Origin of the sequence: Amycolatopsis sp. cmx-4-61, assembly GCF_046548775.1 — a bacterium.
Classification (GTDB): Bacteria; Actinomycetota; Actinomycetes; order Mycobacteriales; family Pseudonocardiaceae; genus Amycolatopsis.
Genome location: NZ_JAEBEI010000003.1, coordinates 275,558 through 295,052 on the forward strand (window position 1 = coordinate 275,558; position 19,495 = coordinate 295,052).

The window sequence follows — 19,495 nt, forward strand, 5'->3', positions numbered from 1 at the left end:
ACTACGTGAGCGCCGGGGCTCCGGGAACGCAGCCTGCGCCGGGCGTCAGCCGAACGCGGCGAGGTAGTCCGTGACGGCCTGGAGGTCGCCGGCGTCGGAGATCAGCCCGATGTAGCCGTCGGGACGGATCAGGACGAGGGTTCTGCCGGAGGGGCCATAGGCGGCCGCGAGGGTGCCGGCGGTGTCCGCGATCTCTCCTTCGCCGGCCGGCTGCGCGACGACGTGAAGCACCCGAGCTGCGGTTCCGGGAAGCGGCGTTGCCGGCGGCGGGCCGAAGTCGAGGAGGGTGAACCGGCCCCCGCCGATGAGGCCGAAGAGGCGGTGGACTCCGTCGACGGCGGCCAGGCCGGTCGCGTCGGGGGCGCGGTCTCCGGCGCGGAGGTTCGCCTGCTCGTCGCGGTCGTCGCGGGCCAGGGCGGATCCGCGGTACCCCACGTCCAGCTGGATCGTGCTCGCGTCCCGGTCGATCGGGACCGCGTTGGTCCGCATGGTCTCGGCCAGCCGCGTGTTCGAGAGCGCGAGGACGTGCGCGGCGACCGGGCGACGCTCGGCTTCGTAGGTGTCGAGCAGGGCGGGCGGCGCGCCGTCGTTCACGACGGCGGCGAACTTCCAGGCGAGGTTGTGGGCGTCTTGGATTCCGGTGTTCATGCCCTGCCCGCCGGCCGGCGAGTGGATGTGCGCGGCGTCGCCGGCCAGGAAGGCGTTCCCGACGCGGTAGTGCTCGACCAGCCGGATGTTGGCGCGCCACACCGAGGTCCACTCGGGTTCGTGGAGGCGGATGTCGGCCCGGCCCGTTCTCTCCTCGAGGGTCGCCTGGAGGTCCGCGAGGCTGAGCCGGGCCTCCGCGCCGGGCGCGAGGGTGGCGGCGTACTGGAACACCTCGGTCGAGGGAAGCGGGCAGAGACTCATGACGCCGGCCGGGTGACGCCAGGTTTCCCACGCGGCACGGCTCAGACCGGAAACGGGAAGATCCGCCAGGACCATCCGGACGTCCTCGCGTGTCTCGCCGGCGAACGCGACGCCGGTCTGTTTGCGGACGGTGCTGTGTCCTCCGTCGGCACCGACGAGCCACCGCGCGGCGACGGTCGTGGCCGTGCCGTCCGTGACGATCTCGGCCGTGACGCCGTCGTCCGTCTGCGTGAAGCCGGCCAGCGCGGTGCCGAACTCGACCGCGCCCCCGAGCTCGTCGAGCCGGAGCCGGAGCGCCTCCTCGACCCGCCACTGCGGCGTGATCAGGCTCGCCGCGTACGGGATGTCCGGCCGGTCCGCCAGGGACTCCGGGATCGCACCGCCGTGCGTCACCCGGCCGTCGGGACCCGTCGAGTTCATCGGGACGGCCAGCTGACCGTTCGCCAGCACCCGCTCGGCGATGCCGAGGTCCTCGAAGATCTCCAGAGTGCGCGGTTGCACGCCCTTGCCGCGCGAGCCCGGCCGCGGACCGGGCGCCGCATCGATCAGGCGGAACGGAACGCCGCTGCGTGCGAGCTCGACGGCCAGCGTCAAACCCGTCGGGCCGGCACCGACGACCAAGACCGTGGTGGAACCCGCTACGGCTTTGCGCGGCTCACTCATCACATCTCCCACAAAAAAGGAATCCCTTTCTTGAACTCTAACTCGGGTTGCGCGAGAAAGGCAAACCTTTCTAAGATGGCGGGGTGGCCGCCCCGGAGACCGATCCCGCCCCACCGGCGACCCGGCGGCATGGAGCGGCGCTCGAAGCCGCCATCCTCGACGCCGGGTGGGACGAGTTGGCCGAGATCGGTTATGCGCGCCTGACCATGGGATCGATTGCCAAACGCGCCCGCACCAGCGAGCCCGTCCTCTACCGCCGCTGGGCGAACAAGGACGAACTCGTGCTCGCCGTTCTCGACCGGTACCGGGCGACGCACCCCGTGGCCGTGCCCGACACGGGCGATCTCCGCGACGACCTGATCCACTACTTGACGGCGCTCGGCGACTCCCTCGCCGGCTTCTTCGCCATCGCGGCGGCCGCGGCGTTCTCGGGGCTGCTCGCCGCCACCGGCCTGTCGCCCGCGGACATCCGCGCACAGGCCATGGGAGACCAGCTGCTCCCCCAGACGCGAACGATCTACCGGCAGGCCGCCGCTCGCGGCGAGCTCGACCCGGAAGGCATTCCACCGGCGGTGCTCGCCCTGCCGTTCGACCTCGTGCGGCACGACCTGCTCATGGACCTCGAACCCCCCGGCGCCGAACGCGTCCGCTCGATCGTCGACGAGATGTTCCTGCCCCTCGTGCGGGCCCACCGCACGAGCTGAGGCCCGGCGTACCGCGGGCCCGGCCTCCGCGGCCTGCGACACCGCCTGCCTCGGCGCCTCGCGAACGTCCGCTCATACCCCCGGCCGACCACTTCGACCGGCACCAGATGCCGCTCGTCGTGTGTCCGAGACGAACTACCCCTACCACCCCGAGCCGGAAGCGCCGACACTCGGGAAACCGCTGGCAGAACCCCGGCAACAGCGGCACGATGGCAGCCGTGCACCGCCCCGACGACGTCCCCGCGCTGGCGGACCTGATCCCGCGCTACATCACGCCGGGACGGCGCTACCTCCGACTCGGCGGAGGACTGTTGCGTTCCGACGTCACCGACCGCGCGGCGTTCCTGCGGGAGCTCGCCGAGGTGGCCAGGCAAATCACCGACACAGAACTCCAGGTGCTACTGGACGACGGTGGATGGCGCGAACGCACAACCGCCGCGTGGTTCATCGCCGTAGCCGGCCGGAGCCGGTTCCGCGACAAGCTCGGCTCCCTTCTTCTCGCCAGCGAAGGCCCCCGGGCCGGCCGGGCGTACTGCATGGCCCTGACCCGCCTTGGCACCGAAGCCGACGCGGCCCACCTCATCGCCTACCTCGACCGATATCTGCTCCGGCCGGACCTCGACTACGACCAGTCCGAGGCCCTCGGCGCACTCTTGTGCCTCGACAAGGCACTCGGCACCGGCCACGCCACACGCTTCGTCGAACCCGGCGGTCTCTGGTGGCAGTTCTGCGCCGCGCTACCCGCCGGCAGCTGGGTACCGTCACCGCAGGGCGCACAGTGGTCCATCAGCCAGATGTGCGCAGTAGCAAGGGAAAGCGCGCACGCCGGACCATCCGACGATCGCCACTGACCCGACGACCTCGGTTCCGGATGCCGCTGGGCGCGGGGGATTCGGTCCGCTCATATCGCACGGCGACTGGTGCGCGAGTCGCGGCAGTGCGGACCCGGCAACAAGCCGGGTCTTCCCCACGCCGAGGGCGTGATCACCCCTTGACGAGCACTCGACTTCGACATAACGTTCCGATGCGGATCGGAACGTTATGGCGAAGGGAGATGCTGTGCGAGCAGCAGTTGTGCAAGCGTCCGGAGAACTCGACCTGATCGACGTGCCGGAGCCCACGCCCGGACCTGGCCAGGTACTCGTCGAGGTCGACGCGATCGGCGCTGGCTACGTCGACGTCATGCTCCGCCGAGGCGAGTACCGGGGAATTCCCGGCCCCGGCTCCGTGCCCGGCGCTGAGGTCGTCGGCCGCGTTCAGGCGGCGGGACCGGGGGCACGCGGTGACCTGGTCGGGCAGCGAGTGCTGGCCGTCCCCGGCTTCGGCGGCTACGCGGAGCAGGTCGTCGTCGACGTCGGCCGCGTCCTGCCCGTGGCGCAGGATGCCGATGCCTCCCATGCGGTCGCGCTGGGCGTGAACGCCCTTGTCGCCGAGATCGCGCTCCAACGCGCGGGAACCTCGGCAGGCGAACGCGTTCTCGTTCGTGGCGCGGGCGGCGGGATCGGCGTGCTGACCACACAGATCGCGCACGCCCGCGGAGCCGAGGTCACCGCGGTCACTTCCTCCCCGGCCCGCGGTGAACGTCTGCGGGAGCTGGGTGCCGCGCGGATCGTGGACCGGACCACTGCCGTTCCGGATCAGACCTACGACGTGGTCGTGGACACGGTCGCGGGCCCGGATACGGGGAGGTACCTGGGTCTGCTGCGCGACAACGGACGCTATGTGCTGTGCGGCGCCGCCGGTGGCGCCCCGGCGGAAGACGTCCTTCCTACGCTGATCCGCCGGTTTCACAAATCGCCGACGTTGCTGGCACTCAGCCTGAACTCGGTGACGCCAGCGGAGCTGAGCCGCTCCTGGCAGGAGATCACGGCGCTGTGGAAGCGAGGACTGCTTTCGCCCGTGGTCCACCGGCAGCTCACGCTCGGCGAGGCCGGGCACGCCCTGGAACTGCTCGAACGCGGTGCACCGTTCGGCAAGGTGGTCCTGTTGCCTCGGTAAGGTGGCCGACCGAGCAGGGAGGTGGGATGGCACGCCGACGTGATGACCGCATCGACCACGCCGTACTGGCCGCGGTGTCCGAACTGGTTCGCGAGGTCGGCTACTCGGCGCTGACCATGGAGGCCATCGCCACCCGCGCGGGTACCACCAAGCCCGCCATCCGCCGGCGCTGGCGGAGCCAGCAGCAGCTGGTCGTCGCGGCCATGGCGCGCGACCGTGTCGGCGTCGTGGAGATCGACACCGGCTGCGTCCACTGCGACATCGTCGGGCACTTGGACGCCTTGCGCGCCGGCTTGGCCGACCCCGCGCTCAGCCGCGTGCTCCCCGGGCTGCTGGCCGATCTGGCCGACGATCCCCAGCTGCGCGAGGAGTTCCTCGCCGTGGTCTGGGAACCCCGCAGGCAGGCCTGCCTGGTTTCCCTGCGCGGAGCACAAGAACGGGGCGAGCTGAACCAACTGGGCGATCTCGACCTCCTGATGGACCTGTTCGCCGGGCCCATCGTCTTCCGGGCGCTGTTCCACCCCGCCGAGATGGGGCCGGATTTCGCCGAACTCGTCACCCACGCGGTGCTCGCCGGGGTAGGCGGCGCCGAGACGCCCCACTGCACGAACGCCGCGGGCCGGCTGACACGACCGGCCAGTGGCCGGTGAGCTCGGCCGGTCCGGTCGGCTGCGCCGTCATGTCCACGCCGTCGGAACGACGCGGCGCCGCCTAATACTTTCGGCCGAGGTCCGCACGGCGAAAACCCTTCGAAAGGCGTGAGCCATTCCGGGGTTCCTCTCGCGGCACCGGTTCCGCCGTCGATCACCGCCCTACGGTGGCGGTGCTTCGTGATCTTGAACCGGAACCGAAGAGGGGATTTCACCTTGCCCAACCGGACCAGATTCCTCGGCAGAACGCTCGCGGCGGCGGGCACCGCGGTGGCGCTCGCGCTCGCCACGGCTGTTCCCGCGGCCGCGGACACACCGGCCACCGTCGAGCAGGACGTGGCGCAGCTGTTCCAGGACGTCGTCGATCTCTACAACGGCCTGCCCGGCAACGCGCTGCACGGCGTCGACCGGCTCATCGAATCGCCCATCCCGCGGATCGGCCCGCAGAGCCAGGCCGCGGAGGACCCGATTCCCGGCTGCACACCGGGTTCACTGCTGGCCTACGCGAACAACCTCGCTTCGCAGCTCGACCCGGTCGAGAGCGGGGCGTTGAGCACACTGTCGGCGCTCGGCCAGCTCTACGTCCAGGGCGTCGCCTCCGACAAGACCCCGCAGGTCTTCGGCACCGACGGCCAGTACACCGCGCGCGCCACCACCGCGATCGACAAGTTGCGCGGGTTCTGGGACATCGAGAGCTGGAACATCCAGCTCGTCGCCTGGAAGGGCACCGACCTCGGCAGCCAGGCGAAAATGGCGCAGACCTTCAGCCTCGGCCTCGCCCCGGCGAAGGTGCAGGCCGCCGCCGCGCTCGCCACCAAGGTGCTCTACGAAGTGCCGGTCCTGCAAGGCGGCCGCAACCCGCTGCTCACCCTCAACGCGTTCGCCTCACCGGCCGACAGCCTCGGCGGCAAGCGCGTGGCCCTCGGCGACGGCCTGCTCGACACGGTCAACGCCCTCGGGTTCGACGACGTCTCGGTGGAGTCCGTCATCGGGCACGAGTACGGCCACCAAGTCGACTTCGCCCACGACAACCACCCGCGCAACGAGTCGTCCGAAATGGGCCCCGACGCCTACGGCGGCTACTTCGTCGCGCACGCCAAGGGCTACGCCTGGAACGCCCGCACCCAGCAGGAAGTCAGCTACCTCGACGCCTCCGTCGGCGACTGCTACCACAGCCACGGCACCCCCGACCAACGCAAAGCCGCGGGCGCCTGGGGCGAGAAGCAGGCGACGAGCCAGGCCAACCCGAACCGGATCATCCCGTCCGCGACGATGATCGAGAAGTTCGAGAAGGAATACGCGAAGCTGATGCCGCCGGCCGCTGCCCAGCCGCCCGCTGCCCCGGTGGCCACGGCTCGCGGTTGAGCCTCGGTTCCCGTCAGCGGGCCGTCTCCCCGAAAGCGAGGAGACGGCCCGCTTTCCGAACGCCATCGAACGTTTCCGTCGCCGTGGACAGCCGGTGCGGGGCCTTGCCACGGGATCGTGGCCGACCAACCTGCGCACCGGGGCCGAAGAGTGTTGTCGACCGACCCTGCCGCGGTCGATCCGGCGAGTTCGCCCGGCTGAACCGCCCAGGCCGATGAGCGGCGTCGAACACGGTGCATGTCGAGGCAAAGTTGACTGACTGAGTCAGTTAAGAAAGACTGTCCGCATGGCAGGACGCACTCCCACGCGCTCGTTGGCGGACGTCGCCGACGCGGCCGCGCGAGTCTTCACCCAGCGTGGGTACCGGGAAGCCGGCATTTCCGACGTGGCGAAGGCACTCGGCCTCAGTCATGGCGCGCTCTACACCTACGTCCAGAGCAAGGAGGCGCTGCTCTACGTCGCGCTGGCCTGGACCACCGGCCCGGAACTGCTGGACGGGCTCCGGACTCCGGTGCGGCTGTCCTCCGAAGACGAGATCGTCGCACTGGCGAGGCGCTGGACCGACACCGAACAATTCCCGCGGCTGACCGCCGCGTCGGGCCGACGGCGTATCGAGTCGGTCCGGGCGGAGTTCGGCGAGATCGTCGACGAGCTCTACAGTTTCATCGAGCGCAACCGGGGCGTCCTCGCGCTCGTCGCGCAGTGCGCCCGCGAGCTGCCGGAGATGTTCCAGTTCTGGTTCGTGCAGCGCCGCCGGGGCATCTTCGACGACCTCAGCGGCTACCTGCGCAAACGCATCCGGTCCGGCCACCTGCGGGCGGTGCCCGACGTGCCCACGGCCGCCCGGTTCATCGCCGAGACCGTGGCCTGGTTCGCCTGGCACCGGCTGGGCGACCCCGACTCGGCGATGCTGACCGACGACCAGTGCCGGACCACCGTCCGCCACCTGCTGACCAGCGCATTCCTGGGGGAATCGTGAGCGCTACCGAGAACCTGACCACCACCGGGAGACAGCCGAAGCTCGCTGGGAGACCGGTGCTGGCCATCGCCGCCGTGGCGGCTGTCGTGCACCTCGTGGTCGCCGCCCGGTACGGCTGGCACCGCGACGAGTTCTACTACGTGATCACCGGCCGGCACCCCGCCTGGGGCTACGTCGACCAGCCACCCCTGACGCCGCTGCTGGCCCGGTGGGCGGCGGAGCTGCCCGGCGGCGTCCTGCCCCTGCGGGTCCTCGCGATCGCCTGCCAGGCCGGCTGCGTCGTGCTCGGCGCCAAGCTGGCCGCCGAGTTCGGCGGCGGCGCGCGCCCAGGCCATCGCCGCCGGCGCGACCGCGGCCAGTGTCGCGTTCGTCTCGGCGTCGGTGCTGTTCGGCACGACGGTGACCGATCAGCTGGTCTGGACCGCGATGTTCGTCGCCGTCGCGCGGGCGCTGCGGCTGCGCACCACGGCGGCGTGGCTGCTCACCGGGGTGCTCGGGGGCATCGGCCTGGAGAACAAGGACACCGTGGTCGTCCTGCTGCTCGGCGTCACGATCGGCTTGCTGGCTTGGCACCGGGACGCGCTGCGCACCCCGGGCCCGTGGCTCGCCGGCGCGCTGGCCGTGCTCCTGGCCGTCCCGAACGTGGTGTGGGACGCCCGGAACGGCTGGCCGAACCTGGCGATGGCGCAGGTGCTGAGCGACCGGACCGGCGGACCGCTCGGCTCGCTCGTGCAACTGCCCCTGCTGCCACTGCTGGCGGGTCCGCCGCTCATCGTGCTGTGTGTGCTCGGAGTCCGCCGGCTGGGCTGGGGACCGGGCCGCGACCACCGATGGGCGCTGGCGATCGTGGTGACCGCGATCGTCGTGTTCACCCTCGGCGGCGGCAAGCCCTACTACCCGGCGCCCGCGCTGATCGCGTTGTTCGCGGCCGGGGCGGTGCGTGCCGAGGCGACCAGCCGGGGCCGGCGCCGCTGGCCCGCCGTGATCGTCGTGTCGGCCCTGATCGCCATCGTCATCGGGTATCCCGTCCTGCCGGCCCGCGACCAGAACGGGTTGCGCGCGCTCAACCCCACGGTCATGGAGACCTTCGGCTGGCCGGAATTCGCCGACCAGGTCAAGTCCGCGGAAGACCGGATGCCACCCGGCACCCCGATCTTCACCAGCAACTACGGCGAAGCCGGCGCGCTCACCATCGTCGGCGGCCTGACGGAGCCCGTCCTCAGCGGACAGAACGCCTACAGCTTCTGGGCACCACCGGCCGGCCGTCCGGACACGGTGCTGTGCGTCGGCGAGTTCAAGATCTCGTACCTGCGGCGGTTCTGGTCGGACGTACGCGAAATCGGGCGGATCACCATGCCCGACGGTATCGGCAACCAGGAGACCGACCACCACGCGGCGATCTACGAATGCCGGGAGCCGCACGGCACCTGGCAGCAGCTCTGGCCGTCCCTACGACACTACGACTGAGAAGACCGCCGCTTCGCGCGACATCCGCTCATGCCCGAGGAGCGGATGAATGGAGCGTGGTGCTACCGCCGGGCAGGATCAGTGTTAGCGCCTCGGATTCGCTCGCGGCGCGCCTCGCCAGCCCCGTATCCTGCGGCGATGATCGCACCGGACGACGGCACCCGGACCACGGCCCTGCTTCGAGCCCGTTCAGACTGACCGTTCGGCTGCCTGGCCTTCCCTGCTGCGGGGGCTGCTCGACCTGGTCGGTGCCGACCTTCCGGCCGCGGACAAGACCGAAGTTCAGTCGCAGTGGTATCACGACGCCCGCAGATCGATCGGCGACATCGTCACGCGCCGCGCGAAAGCGGCGGGTGAAGCGGCTCCCGTTCCCGAGGAATGCTTCGAGCCGTTGATGCGTCGCGCGGTCCACGAACCGAATCCGAGCTTCAACCTCCGGCAGCGGGTGGAGATCCAGGTCGCTCGTCGCGAGTAACAGCCGCAGGGCCGGAAGCGTGCGTCCGCTTCCCCGTGTCGCACAGGCAGAACGATCCTGGGTGGGCCGAGATGATCTCGGTCCACCCAGGACAGTTCGGTACGAGGATCAGATCTTGCCCGCAGCCACATCGGCGAGGGTCACGCGGGCGGACTTGTAGTTCACCACGTAGCGCTTGGACGATTCCGCCGAGGTGATCTCCTCACGGATCGGCAGGCCGTTGTCGGCGTTGATGGTGAGGACGTCCGCAGCGCCGCCCAGGATGGCGGGGGGCGCCGTGAGGGTCAGCGCGGCCTGGCCGCCGACGTTGGTCTTGCCGACGACCATGTCCGGGATGGTCGCGTACAGCTTCAGCACGCCCGCGCGGACCTCCGCGTCGGCGGCGTTGGCGAACAGCGCATGTTCGGCGTTGCTCCACAGGTGGTTGTTGACGAGGTTGTCCAGGTCCTTGCCCGTCGGACGCGGCTTCGGGGCCGGAACCGGCTTGCCGATCTTGCGGAACGTCTCCGCGGTCTCCGCTTGGGCGGCCGCCCAGGCCTTGTCGGCCTCGGCCGGGCTGAGGCCGACTCCCAGCGCATTGCCGCCCGCGGTGATCATCGCGATCCTGGCCTTGTCCACGTCGCCGTGCGCGGCGAGACGGGCCGCCGCCATCACGTTCCCGTCGTACGGCGTCGCCGGCTCGGCGTGGCCTCCGGCGACTGCCTCCGCCAGGGTCTTCGCCGAGTCGCCCGTGAACTGCTGGCCCTTGTCGGTGTAGACGGTGTAGTAGAGGTCCGGTTTGTTGTCCGGCCCGAACTTCGTGTTGACGATCAGCGACGCGTCCCCCGGCTGCGTGCCGGCCGCCTGGACCGCGGAGGCCAGCTTCACCAGCGGTGCCTCGACCGCCTGCGGGGCCGCGTCGGACGGGACGGCCGGGACGTTGCCGCTTGACGTACCCAGCACCACAGCCGCCGCGACGGCGGCCGCGCCCACGGCGGCGACGCCGACCTTGGGCCAGGAAAACCAGCGCTTCGGTCGCACGACCGTGGCCTCGGGTTCCCCCATCGCCGTCCGCAGTGCCGTGCGGGCACGGTCGTAGGCCTCGGGACCGGGGGGCGGCACGTCACGCAGATTCTTCATGAGATCCATTTCGTCCATGGGTTGTCTTTCACGTTGTCGGGACTTGCAGCAGCGCAATCACTTCGGGGGCTTCACGCAATGCCTTACGCGCCTGGTGCAACAGGCGCCGTGCCGTGCCGGCCGGGATGTCGAGCACCCGCCCGGCCTCGGCGACGGTCAGGTCCTCCCAGGCGACCAGGCCCAGCACTTCCCGCTCTTCCGGTTTGAGCCGAGCCAGTGCCCTGCCCAGCAGTGCCTGCGTGTCCACGCGGGCATCCACCGCCGGCCAGGGATCCCAGTCACTCGCCACGCCGGTCAGGTCCGACGCCGGCTCCTCGGCCGGCGCGGACCGCCAGTGCCGGCGCAGCCGGTTCAGCGCGACGCCGTACAACCAGGGCCTGGCTTCGGGATACGAACGGTCATAGTTCGCACGGGACTCGTAAGCCGCCACCCACACGTCGCCGAGCACGTCCTCGGCGGCCTGCCGCCCCACTCTGCGCGCCAGGTAGTTCCCGATCGCGGTCTCGTGCCGGCTGATCACTTCCACGAAGGCATCGGTGTCTCCGCGCAGCGACCGACCGATCAGTTCCGCGTCTGACGACATGAAGCTCCTCGGGTTTCGCTTCGCCCTGACACCCCGTCTTTGCCAACGTGCACTAAAAGCGTTCAAGCTACGTCACCCACGACGAACATCGCTGGTCAGGCGAGGTGCGCGAGCGCCGGCCGAACCACTCCCCAGCGTCCGCTCATGACGTGGAGAGCCGTCGCCGAGCAAGTCGATAGCCTGCTCACGTGAAGTTCGCAGTCGCCGATGACGAGGCCTGGCTTTCCGTGTTCAGTGCCGCCCCGCAAGCTGAGGAGGCGTCCGCCGGGGCAGGAGACCGGCGATGAATGACCAACGTCAGTCGAGATTCCTGTTCGTGCTGATAGGCGGATGGCCCGGGGCGGGGAAAAGCACACTGGCGGCCGCGCTCGGTCCACAGCTGGGACTGCCGGTGCTCGCCAAGGATGAGATCAAGGAAGCGCTCGCCGAAGGGCTCGGCCATCCCCGCACGGTCGACGAGTCACGGCGACTGGGCCGGGCGGCGGTGCTGACGGCTCTGCGGATAGCCCGTCGCTGCCCCGGCGCGGTCCTGGACAGCACCTGGTTCGACTACACCCAGCCCCTCGTGGCGCAGTTGCCGGGCCGGGTGGTCGAAGTGCGGTGCGTGGTGCCCCTCGAGATCGCCCGGTCGCGCTACTACGCACGTGCCTCCCATCGGCACGCGGGCCATCTCGACCTGGCACGTGAAGAAGCCGAACTGTGGGGCGAACCCGTCCCCCCGCTCGGCGCCGGCCCCCTGGTGGAGGTCGACACCACCGCCGAGCCGGACATCCTCGCGGTGGTCGCTGACATCCTCCGCGCGGCCGAGAAACCCGAATGAAATGCCGCGACCGTGCTCCGGCGCGCGGACGCCGGAGCACAGCCCCGCTCGACCGGTCTCAGAGCCTGTAGAAGTCGGTGTAGTGGTTGGGCGAGAACCAGACCACGCCGGTGTTGAGGTCGACGATGATCCGGTAGGCGTCGCGGGCCGCGCCGCACGTGCGCGGGTAGACGTCGAACTCGCGGAACGAATCGCCGGCGGGCAGCTCGCCTTCGCGGTTCTGGTAGGTGCCGCCCGCGTAGTTGCACTTGCCGCCGGGCCAGTCGTACCAGCCGCGCGTGCCGGGGTAGCCCTTGCTCTGCCAGGTCGTGTTGGCCGAGCGGGCATCCGAACAGCGGGTCTGCGTGCAGGAGCTGTACACGCTGGCGTCGGCGACCGTGGTGCAGACACCGAGCGTGGCAGCCACCGCGGTGACGGTCACGGCGAGCCGCTGCGCGGTCCGGGTAAGCAGGGATGCGGGCACGGAACCTCCTCGTCTCGTACAGGTCACCGGACATGGTCGCTGGCCCGCCTCGCCGAGAGGAGACCAACCACGTGCCGATCCGGTGAACTTCCGGCAACGGATGTGGCGCGCACCCTCGGCGACCGGCCGCGGTCGGCCGCCGAGGTGACAGCCATCGTGGACCCGTCGGCACCACTCGACGCAGCGTTATTGCGTTGCGTGGCAACGCACTTACCGGCTCAGGCTGCCATCCCCTGCCCCACCGGAAGCACGCACGCGCCTCAGGCCGCCTCAGTGGTCACGGCGGTCACGCTGTTGCCCGACAGGCAGGTTCCGCTCGAGGTAGCCGGAGCCGTCACGGCCGGCGCGTACACCACGTAGTCCTGCCCGGTCTGGACGTTGTGGCAGGCGAGGCGGGCCTGGTAGCGGCCGCTGTCGCACTGGGCACTGCCACGGCCGTAGTACATCGTGCTGCCTTGGACGATCCACGCACTCCACGTCAGGCAACCGGCCAGTCCGGTGGCGGCCGGTTCGGCGACGGCCTGGACGACCTGGGCGGTGTTCCCCGTGTTGCAGGTGATCGAGACAGCGTCCGGCGCGGTCACCGCCTGGGTGCCGTACACGAGGTAGTAGTCCCCGGTCTGCTCGTTCTTGCACAGCGACTTGACGCGGTACCGACCCGTGTCGCACTGCGCCTGCCCGCGGCCGTAGAACAGGTTGCTGCCCTGGGTGACCCACTCGGTCCAGGAGACACACCCGGTGAGCCCGGGGTCCGGCGGATCGGTCACGGCGGACACGGACAGCCCGGAGTTCCCGGTGCGGCACAGCACCGTGGCGGTCGCGGGAGCGTTCACGACCTGGGTTCCGTAGATGACGTACCCGGCGCCGGTCTGGTTGTTCAGGCAGACTTCCTTCGCCTGGTACCGCCCGCTCGTGCACTGCACGCTGCCGAGCCCGTTGAAGTAGTCGCTGCCCTGCTGCACCCACTGGATGGAAGTCGTGCACCCACTGGGCGCGACAGCCGCGGCCACCGGTACCGGCCCGGCCAGCCCGAGGGCCGCTGCCACGAAGACGACGAGCCACCGCTTCACCACGATTACCCTCCAGAGCCGGCGATCAACACCGGCGCTGGACGCTATCACCGAAACCGACGGGAAACCGACGCGCGCGCAAGGCATTCAGCCCACCAGCGCAACGACTGCGCCACCCAGGTGACGGTAATCGGGCACCGCGAAAACACCCGAGGCAGGATGACGTTCACGGATCGGGGTCGAGGGAGGCGCCGGGTGCGGCCAACCCCTGTCAGCTCACGTCGATTTCCGGCCGCCCGCCCGTCAAACGCCGTGCCGCCTCGACCACGAACGCGCGCCGCCGGGCCTGCTCGCCCGCGTCGCCGGCCGCCGCGCCGGTCATCATGGTGGCGAGCTGCGGGACGCTGAACCACCAGGCCGCGAGCCCGATGACCATGAACATGAGGTGGCCGGCGTCGATCGCGCCGTCGATGACGCCGTCCCGCTGCGCCTGCGCCGCCGCCGCGACCTTGCGGCCGTAGTGCGCCACGCGCACCTCCGCGTTGACCGGTGGCGCGCCGCGCAGGCCTTCCCATTGGAGCAGGCGGGCCAGTTCCGGGTGCCGACCGTAGTAGTCGAAAGTTCGTCCCGCGAACTCGCCCAGGTCGTCGAAGCGGAGACCGTCCGGCGCGACCACGCGCGAAAGCTCCTCGAGGGCGTCGGTGAGCACCTCGTCGAACAGAGCGTCCTTGTCCCCGAAGTAGGCGTAGAGCCGCTCCTTGTTGACTCCGGCCCGGGCGGCGATGCGGGTCACTGTCGTGCCTTCGGGCCCATACGCGGCGAACTCCACCTTCGCCGCGGCGCGCAGACGGTCCCGCGTTTCCTCGACAGTGCGCTTCATGAGCCGAGAGTACCGCCGCCAACGTTGCCGTTGGTGACAGCGGGTGATAACGTCGGCCTTGCCAACGACAACGTTGGCGTTGGAGACGTGCGAAGTGAGGACTCTGATGAATCTGACCGAGACGACGGCCTACACCGACCGCGACGGCATCGTGGACGCGGTCACCCGCATTGTCGAAGGGATCGACTTCGGCAACGAGGAACTGCTGCGCTCCGCGTTCACCGAGGACGCCGTGTTCGACCTGTCGGGCATCGACCACAGCATCCACGCGTTCGAGCCCTACGTCGGCCGCGAGACCGTCGTCGAAACCCTGATGAGGACGGTGGGAACGGCGATGGACACGTTCCACGCCCTGTCCAACATCCGCGTCCTGGTCGACGGGGACACGGCCAAGCTGACGTGCTACCTGATCGGGCAGCACCACCGGAGCGGCGAGGGGCCGTCGGTCGAGACCCAGGACCACCTCCTGCTGGGCAACCGGTTCGAAACCGACCTGGTCCGCGACCACGACCACGTGTGGCTCGTGCGCCGCAACCGCATCAGCTCGCGCTGGTCGGTGGGCAACCCCGCGGCGGCCGCGATCCGCGTCGCGGACTGACTGTGCCGGACCGGCAAGCAGCCTCGACGACCACGTTCACACCACCTGACGGCTCCGCCGAAGAGCGGCCTGAGTCAGCGGTCCGGGCCACGACGCCCCGCGGCTGAACCGGAGGTCCGCGGCCGGCAACCTCAGCATCCGCGGCTCGGCTCAGCTCTTCGGACGACGAGCTCATCCGAGGTTCTCCGCCACGGGCCGCTGCGGGTCGTACGCGGCCCAGCCCGGGTCTCCGGTCGCGGCGAAGGCGATCCAGGCCGCGTGCACCCGGGCCGCGAGGCCGTCCGGAGCGGGGCCGGGGCCGAGCAGGCCGGTGTCGCCGTGCAGCCAGGGCCGGTCGGCGGTGTCGAAGACGAAGGGCAGCTCGACGGTGTGGGCGGCACCGAGCCGTCCGTTCAGGGCCGTCGAGCGGTACCCGAACGAGTAGAGGTGGGTGCGGCCACCCGAGATCCTTGCGTGGGCTCGGGCCATGCGGGCCGTGCCCGCCCCGAACAGCGCCTTTCCGAGCACCGCGGAGCGCAGCTCGCCCGGCGTGGCGTCCGGCAGTGCGGCGCGGTGTGCCGCGACCGTGGTCTCCGGGTCCGTGGACACCCTGGCGGCGACGGCGAGCACGTCCGCTTCCGTGGCGGACTCCAGGTTGCCCTGCGGCACGACGTAGAGGTGCCCCTCTTCGGTGTTGGTGCCGATCAGCAGGTCGACGTCGCGGGCGGGGCCGTCGGGGAGCCCGTCGGCGGGCTGGACCTCGAGGACCACGCTGAACGGGCTGAGGCCGGCGAGCGGGTCCACGGCGGTGCTGGTGCGCAGGTCGAGGCCGGCCAGCGCGGGCAGGATCTGCAGGAAGCGCTCGTCCGGGATCGCCGCGAACGCCTCGGCGGTCGGCTCGGCCCCCAGCGTGGCGGCCGCGGTGGCGGTGACCCGGTGCGCCTGTTCCGGGGTGAAGGCGCCGGTGCCGCTGCCGCTCTGGATGATCGCCCGCCGGAATAGGCCGTTGGCCGCCGGCGTCGCGAGGAGCGCGCCGACGAGGGTGGCCCCCGCCGACTGGCCGAAGACCGTCACGTTGCCCGGGTCGCCGCCGAACGCCGCGACCGTGGCCCGCACCCAGCCGAGCGCGGCGACCACGTCGAGCAGCCCGCGGTTGGGTGGAGCGCCGTCCAGGTCGAGGAAACCGGGGATGCCGAGGCGGTAGTTCACCGTCACGAGAACGACGCCGTCACGGGCGAACGCGCTGCCGTCGTAGAGCGCCGCGCGGGTCGAGCCGGTGACGAATCCGCCACCGTGCACGAAGACCATGACGGGTCGCCTGCCGTGGTCGGCGGCGGGCGTCCGGACGTCGACGGTCAGGTACTCCTCGCCCCGCACCCAACCCGGCCCGAAGTAGGGGGTCATATCGAGCCGGCCGAAGTCGCGGGCCGGCTGGGGCGCGGTCGGCGAGGGTCGCGTGCCGTCGCGGACGCCGGACCAGCCCGGGTGCGGCGCGGGTGCGGTGAACCGGCGAGCGCCGGTCGGTGCCGCCGCGTAGGGAATGGCACGGTAGATCTCGCCGAAGTCGTCGCGGACGCCGCGCACGGCGCCCGCCGGGGTCTGCACGACCGGGTGTTCACTCACGGGAAGCGCTTCCTTTCCAGAGGTGTCAGGAGATGCGGGAGAAGGCCGCCCACTCCTTGATCGCGAACTTCGACCCGGTGCGCTCGACCTCGGCCGCGCCTCGGCCGCCGAAGTGGGCCGGGAAGACGAGTGCGTTGTTCTCGGCCGCGTGGCCGAGCAGTTTGTGCCGGGTGGCCCGGGCCTCGGCCGGGTCCTCGCAGAAGCAGGAATTGGTGTCCGGTTCCACGATCTGCAGCGGGGTGTGCACCAGGTCCCCGACGAACAGCGCCCGGTCGCCACCGGACTCGAGGGTGAGCACGGACGAGCCGGGGGTGTGCCCCGGCGCGAGATCGAGCCGGAGGTTCTTGTCGATCCGGTAGGACTGCTCCCACAGGTGGGTCAGGCCCGCGTCGTGGACCGGGGTGACGCTGTCCTCGAAGACGTTCTGGTTGCCGCGCCCCAGCACGGGCTTGTGCTCGTTGGCCGGGTCCCAGAACTCGAAGTCCCGCCGCGTCATCAGGTAGGTGGCGTTCGGGAAGGTCGGCACCCAGGTCCGGCCGTCGAGGCGGGTGTTCCAGCCGACGTGGTCGATGTGCAGGTGCGTGTTGACCACGATGTCGACGTCCTCGGGCCGGACCCCCGCGGCGGCCAGGTTGCCGAGGTAGCCGGTGTCCCGGCGGCTCCACACCGGCGCGTAGGGCCGGTCCTTGTGGTTGCCCACGCCGGTGTCGATGAGGATCGTGCGCCCTTCGCTGCGCAGCAGCCAAGACTGGATCGCCGAGTGGCACTCGTCCGTCCCCGGGTTCCAGAAGTCGGGCGCCAGCCAGCCGCGGTGCTCGTCCCAAGAGCCGTCGGGACGGCCCGGGAAGAACTGGTCCGGCGTCATCTCGACCGAGCCGTAGAACTCCTTGATGCGGGTGACGGTGACCTCGCCCAGGGTGATCTGCTCGGGGTGCTGTTCCATGTGGTCCGTCCTCGGTTCGGGGCAGGTGGCCGATCGAGACCGAGCCTGGCCGCGCGGGCGGGCACGAACCACTCCCGGCCTGTCCTACCCCTCGCAGGGGGTGGCTGGGAGCGGACCATGCCGCGAATACTGGGGACATGGACGGACCTGGCCCACTCGGCGACTTCCTGCAGGCCAGACGGGCGCGGCTGCGACCGGAGGACGTCGGTCTGCGCGACTGGGGACCCCGCAGGCGGGTGGCCGGGCTCCGGCGCGAGGAACTGGCCCAGCTGGCGGGCGTCAGCGTTTCGTACTACACCCGGCTGGAGCAGGGGCTTTCCCGTGGAGCCTCGGCGGAGGTGCTCGAGGCGATCGCCCGCGCGCTGCTGCTCGACGACCACGAGCGCGAGCACCTCGACCGGCTCGCCGGGGCCGCGCGCCACACGCCCCGGCCGCGCCGCCCCCGGCCCGAGAAGCTCGCCGACGAGACGCGTGATCTCCTGCGCGCGGTGGACGGCGTCCCGGCGCTGGTGCTCGGCCGGCGAACGGACGTGCTGGCGTGGAACACCCTCGGCCACGCCCTGCTGGCCGGCCACCTGGACTTCCGCAGCCCCGACCACCCGACGGGACGGCCGAACCTGACCCGGATGCTGTTCCTCGACCCGCACTGCCGAGAGCTGTATGCGGACTGGAAGCGTAAGGCCCGGGCGGTGGTCGGCAACCTGCGGATCACCGTCGGCAAGCACCCCCAGGACCCCCTGCTCGCCGAGCTGATCGGCGAGCTGACGATGAAGAGCCCGGAGTTCGTCGCGCTCTGGGGCGACCACCGCGTGAAACCCTGCGACGCCGCGTCCTACGAGCTGCACCACCCGGTCGTCGGCACCGTGACCGTGACACAGCAGACACTGTCGATCGCCCGCTCACCGGACCAGACGCTGATCGTGTGCACGACCCCGGCCGGCTCCCCCTCCGCGGAGGCTCTGTCCCTACTCCGGCAGACGAGCAGCGACCAGCTGCCGTGTGCGGACAATGCCGGCGCTCCCCTCAGGACGCTGCGCTAGGTGCTGACGGGTGTCAGTGCTCAGCGCGCCCGGTTCAGTGCCGACGCGCGTGCGGTCAGCCCCGCTGCGGTTTCGAGTCCGGGACGAAGGCGGGCAGGGCGGCGAGGCTGTGCTGGACGGCTTCGGCGCCGTACTCGAACATCTGCCGCTCGTAGTCGGCGACCGCGTCGATGAGGTCCTGGCGGCCCTCGGCGGCGTCGACCAGGCATCGGCGCAGCAGGTCGGCGTCGCGCAGGGCGGTGTTCGCGCCGTTGCCGCCGGTCGGCGAGGTGGCGTGGATGGCGTCGCCGAGCAGCGTGACCGGGCCGGGCGCCCACCGCTCCCGGGGCCGGACCACCCGGATGGACAGCAGGGCGCTGTTGTCCGGGTCGCCCTGCTCGATCAGCGCCTGCAGGTCCGGGTGCCAGTCCGCCATCATGGACAGTGCCGCCTCCCGCGGGCCCCGGACGCCGGGTGAGCCGCCGGGCGGCAGGATCATGGCCCAGCGCACGTAGTCGCGGACATCCGGCAGGGTCACCTCGGGAGCGAGCTGCTCGGCCGCCTCCTTCGGCGGGGTGCGGAAGCGCATCGCACCGAGCAGCAGGCTGACCCCGTCGCCGGCGATTTTCGAGCCGAAGGCCCGAGACAGTCCGGCGAAGCGCTCGGTCAGCGGGGTGCGGCCGATGACGAACCGGACACCGGTGTCGGCCGGGACGGTCGGCGGCGACAGCACCGCGCGGACCGCCGAGTGCACCCCGTCCGCCCCGACGAGCAGATCGGCGGTGGCCGGCGCACCCTCGGCGAACCGCGCCCGGACCCTGCCGTCGTCGAGCACGTCGTAGCCGGTCAGCGCGGCTCCGGTGTGCACGGTGAGCCCGGTCAGCAGCAGGTGCCGCAGCACGTGCCGGTCGACCACGATCCCGGTCCTGCCGGGGCCGAGCTCACCGATCCGGTTCAGCTGCGGATCCAGGACCAGGCGCTCGCCGTAGGCGTCACCGACGATCGCGTCCAGCAGCGGGTGCCACCGCGGCGGCAGGCAACCGCGCAACGCCGCGAACCCCACCGGGTTCAGCACGAGTCGGTAGCCCTGGAACCGCGCCGTGATCGCCGGGTCCCGCTCGTGGACCTCGGCGTCGATGCCGGCCTGGCGCAGGCCCTGTGCCAGGCACAGACCTCCCAGACCGGCTCCGGCAACAGCAACACGCATCACAACCTCCGAAGCGAACTAAGTTCGTCATAACGATCTAA

19 protein-coding genes are annotated in these 19,495 nt (G+C 70.9%); 10 read left to right on the top strand and 9 right to left on the bottom strand.

The window, feature by feature from the left end:
- Positions 1-45: 45 nt before the first annotated feature.
- On the bottom strand, positions 46-1,572 hold the full coding sequence (locus ACLJOU_RS13655; RefSeq protein ID WP_410567187.1) for an FAD-dependent oxidoreductase: 1,527 nt from the start codon (positions 1,570-1,572) through the stop codon (positions 46-48).
- Positions 1,573-1,655: 83 nt separating this feature from the next.
- Between ACLJOU_RS13655 and ACLJOU_RS13660 the strand changes: the two genes are divergently transcribed.
- From ACLJOU_RS13660 to ACLJOU_RS13690, 7 genes are all read left to right on the top strand, one after another.
- On the top strand, positions 1,656-2,276 hold the full coding sequence (locus tag ACLJOU_RS13660) for a TetR/AcrR family transcriptional regulator (RefSeq protein ID WP_410567189.1): 621 nt from the start codon (positions 1,656-1,658) through the stop codon (positions 2,274-2,276).
- 218 nt (positions 2,277-2,494) lie between these two features.
- Positions 2,495-3,127 (top strand): DUF6000 family protein, encoded by a 633-nt coding sequence (locus ACLJOU_RS13665; protein ID WP_410567191.1) that lies wholly within the window; start codon positions 2,495-2,497, stop codon positions 3,125-3,127.
- Between the two features lie 190 nt (positions 3,128-3,317).
- Positions 3,318-4,274, top strand: a complete 957-nt coding sequence (locus ACLJOU_RS13670; RefSeq protein WP_410567193.1) for a quinone oxidoreductase family protein — start codon at positions 3,318-3,320, stop codon at positions 4,272-4,274.
- Between the two features lie 26 nt (positions 4,275-4,300).
- Positions 4,301-4,924 carry a TetR/AcrR family transcriptional regulator gene (locus tag ACLJOU_RS13675; protein ID WP_410567195.1) on the top strand — a complete coding sequence of 208 codons (624 nt, stop codon included), beginning with the start codon at positions 4,301-4,303 and terminating at the stop codon, positions 4,922-4,924.
- Positions 4,925-5,140: 216 nt separating this feature from the next.
- Positions 5,141-6,289 (top strand): M48 family metalloprotease, encoded by a 1,149-nt coding sequence (locus tag ACLJOU_RS13680; RefSeq protein ID WP_410567197.1) that lies wholly within the window; start codon positions 5,141-5,143, stop codon positions 6,287-6,289.
- A 286-nt stretch (positions 6,290-6,575) separates the two neighbouring features.
- Entirely contained in the window at positions 6,576-7,268 is a 693-nt protein-coding gene (locus ACLJOU_RS13685; RefSeq protein WP_410567199.1) for a TetR/AcrR family transcriptional regulator, read from the top strand.
- A gap of 381 nt (positions 7,269-7,649) precedes the next feature.
- A complete protein-coding gene (locus ACLJOU_RS13690) occupies positions 7,650-8,735 on the top strand; it encodes a glycosyltransferase family 39 protein (protein WP_410567201.1) in 1,086 nt (361 codons plus the stop codon).
- Positions 8,736-9,318: 583 nt separating this feature from the next.
- On the opposite strand, the gene ACLJOU_RS13695 is transcribed toward ACLJOU_RS13690, so the two are convergent.
- Positions 9,319-10,329 carry a hypothetical protein gene (locus ACLJOU_RS13695; protein WP_410567203.1) on the bottom strand — a complete coding sequence of 337 codons (1,011 nt, stop codon included), beginning with the start codon at positions 10,327-10,329 and terminating at the stop codon, positions 9,319-9,321.
- Between the two features lie 28 nt (positions 10,330-10,357).
- Complete coding sequence (locus tag ACLJOU_RS13700; protein WP_410567205.1) at positions 10,358-10,912, bottom strand: RNA polymerase sigma factor; 555 nt, start codon at positions 10,910-10,912, stop codon at positions 10,358-10,360.
- Between the two features lie 283 nt (positions 10,913-11,195).
- On the opposite strand from ACLJOU_RS13700, the gene ACLJOU_RS13705 reads away from it, so the two are divergent.
- Positions 11,196-11,732, top strand: a complete 537-nt coding sequence (locus tag ACLJOU_RS13705) for an AAA family ATPase (protein WP_410567207.1) — start codon at positions 11,196-11,198, stop codon at positions 11,730-11,732.
- A gap of 58 nt (positions 11,733-11,790) precedes the next feature.
- On the opposite strand, the gene ACLJOU_RS13710 is transcribed toward ACLJOU_RS13705, so the two are convergent.
- From ACLJOU_RS13710 to ACLJOU_RS13720, 3 genes are all read right to left on the bottom strand, one after another.
- Positions 11,791-12,195, bottom strand: coding sequence for a ribonuclease domain-containing protein (locus ACLJOU_RS13710; RefSeq protein WP_410567209.1), 405 nt, complete (start codon positions 12,193-12,195; stop codon positions 11,791-11,793).
- A 260-nt stretch (positions 12,196-12,455) separates the two neighbouring features.
- Entirely contained in the window at positions 12,456-13,268 is an 813-nt protein-coding gene (locus ACLJOU_RS13715) for a hypothetical protein (protein WP_410567211.1), read from the bottom strand.
- A 208-nt stretch (positions 13,269-13,476) separates the two neighbouring features.
- Entirely contained in the window at positions 13,477-14,085 is a 609-nt protein-coding gene (locus ACLJOU_RS13720) for a TetR family transcriptional regulator (protein ID WP_410567213.1), read from the bottom strand.
- Positions 14,086-14,191: 106 nt separating this feature from the next.
- Between ACLJOU_RS13720 and ACLJOU_RS13725 the strand changes: the two genes are divergently transcribed.
- A complete protein-coding gene (locus ACLJOU_RS13725; protein WP_410567215.1) occupies positions 14,192-14,683 on the top strand; it encodes a nuclear transport factor 2 family protein in 492 nt (163 codons plus the stop codon).
- A gap of 171 nt (positions 14,684-14,854) precedes the next feature.
- On the opposite strand, the gene ACLJOU_RS13730 is transcribed toward ACLJOU_RS13725, so the two are convergent.
- Positions 14,855-16,285: a carboxylesterase/lipase family protein gene (locus ACLJOU_RS13730; protein ID WP_410567217.1), complete on the bottom strand. Its 1,431-nt coding sequence runs from the start codon at positions 16,283-16,285 to the stop codon at positions 14,855-14,857.
- A 25-nt stretch (positions 16,286-16,310) separates the two neighbouring features.
- The gene (locus ACLJOU_RS13735) at positions 16,311-17,228 is read right to left on the bottom strand and encodes an MBL fold metallo-hydrolase (RefSeq protein WP_410567218.1); all 918 of its coding nucleotides are present in this window, start codon (positions 17,226-17,228) and stop codon (positions 16,311-16,313) included.
- A gap of 137 nt (positions 17,229-17,365) precedes the next feature.
- Between ACLJOU_RS13735 and ACLJOU_RS13740 the strand changes: the two genes are divergently transcribed.
- Positions 17,366-18,268: a helix-turn-helix domain-containing protein gene (locus ACLJOU_RS13740; RefSeq protein WP_410567219.1), complete on the top strand. Its 903-nt coding sequence runs from the start codon at positions 17,366-17,368 to the stop codon at positions 18,266-18,268.
- 55 nt (positions 18,269-18,323) lie between these two features.
- Here ACLJOU_RS13740 and ACLJOU_RS13745 read toward each other — a convergent pair whose 3' ends face one another.
- The gene (locus ACLJOU_RS13745; RefSeq protein WP_410567220.1) at positions 18,324-19,454 is read right to left on the bottom strand and encodes an FAD-dependent oxidoreductase; all 1,131 of its coding nucleotides are present in this window, start codon (positions 19,452-19,454) and stop codon (positions 18,324-18,326) included.
- Between the last annotated feature and the right edge of the window lie 41 nt (positions 19,455-19,495).

What these genes read in the sequence shown, in the direction of transcription:
- ACLJOU_RS13655 (WP_410567187.1), bottom strand. Translation starts at nt 1,572, where the DNA reads ATGAGTGAGCCGCGCAAAGCCGTAGCGGGTTCCACCACGGTCTTGGTC.
- ACLJOU_RS13670 (WP_410567193.1), top strand. Translation starts at nt 3,318, where the DNA reads ATGGCGAAGGGAGATGCTGTGCGAGCAGCAGTTGTGCAAGCGTCCGGA.
- ACLJOU_RS13675 (WP_410567195.1), top strand. Translation starts at nt 4,301, where the DNA reads ATGGCACGCCGACGTGATGACCGCATCGACCACGCCGTACTGGCCGCG.
- ACLJOU_RS13685 (WP_410567199.1), top strand. Translation starts at nt 6,576, where the DNA reads ATGGCAGGACGCACTCCCACGCGCTCGTTGGCGGACGTCGCCGACGCG.
- ACLJOU_RS13695 (WP_410567203.1), bottom strand. Translation starts at nt 10,329, where the DNA reads ATGAAGAATCTGCGTGACGTGCCGCCCCCCGGTCCCGAGGCCTACGAC.
- ACLJOU_RS13700 (WP_410567205.1), bottom strand. Translation starts at nt 10,912, where the DNA reads ATGTCGTCAGACGCGGAACTGATCGGTCGGTCGCTGCGCGGAGACACC.
- ACLJOU_RS13705 (WP_410567207.1), top strand. Translation starts at nt 11,196, where the DNA reads ATGAATGACCAACGTCAGTCGAGATTCCTGTTCGTGCTGATAGGCGGA.
- ACLJOU_RS13720 (WP_410567213.1), bottom strand. Translation starts at nt 14,085, where the DNA reads ATGAAGCGCACTGTCGAGGAAACGCGGGACCGTCTGCGCGCCGCGGCG.
- ACLJOU_RS13725 (WP_410567215.1), top strand. Translation starts at nt 14,192, where the DNA reads ATGAATCTGACCGAGACGACGGCCTACACCGACCGCGACGGCATCGTG.
- ACLJOU_RS13735 (WP_410567218.1), bottom strand. Translation starts at nt 17,228, where the DNA reads ATGGAACAGCACCCCGAGCAGATCACCCTGGGCGAGGTCACCGTCACC.
- ACLJOU_RS13740 (WP_410567219.1), top strand. Translation starts at nt 17,366, where the DNA reads ATGGACGGACCTGGCCCACTCGGCGACTTCCTGCAGGCCAGACGGGCG.
- ACLJOU_RS13745 (WP_410567220.1), bottom strand. Translation starts at nt 19,454, where the DNA reads ATGCGTGTTGCTGTTGCCGGAGCCGGTCTGGGAGGTCTGTGCCTGGCA.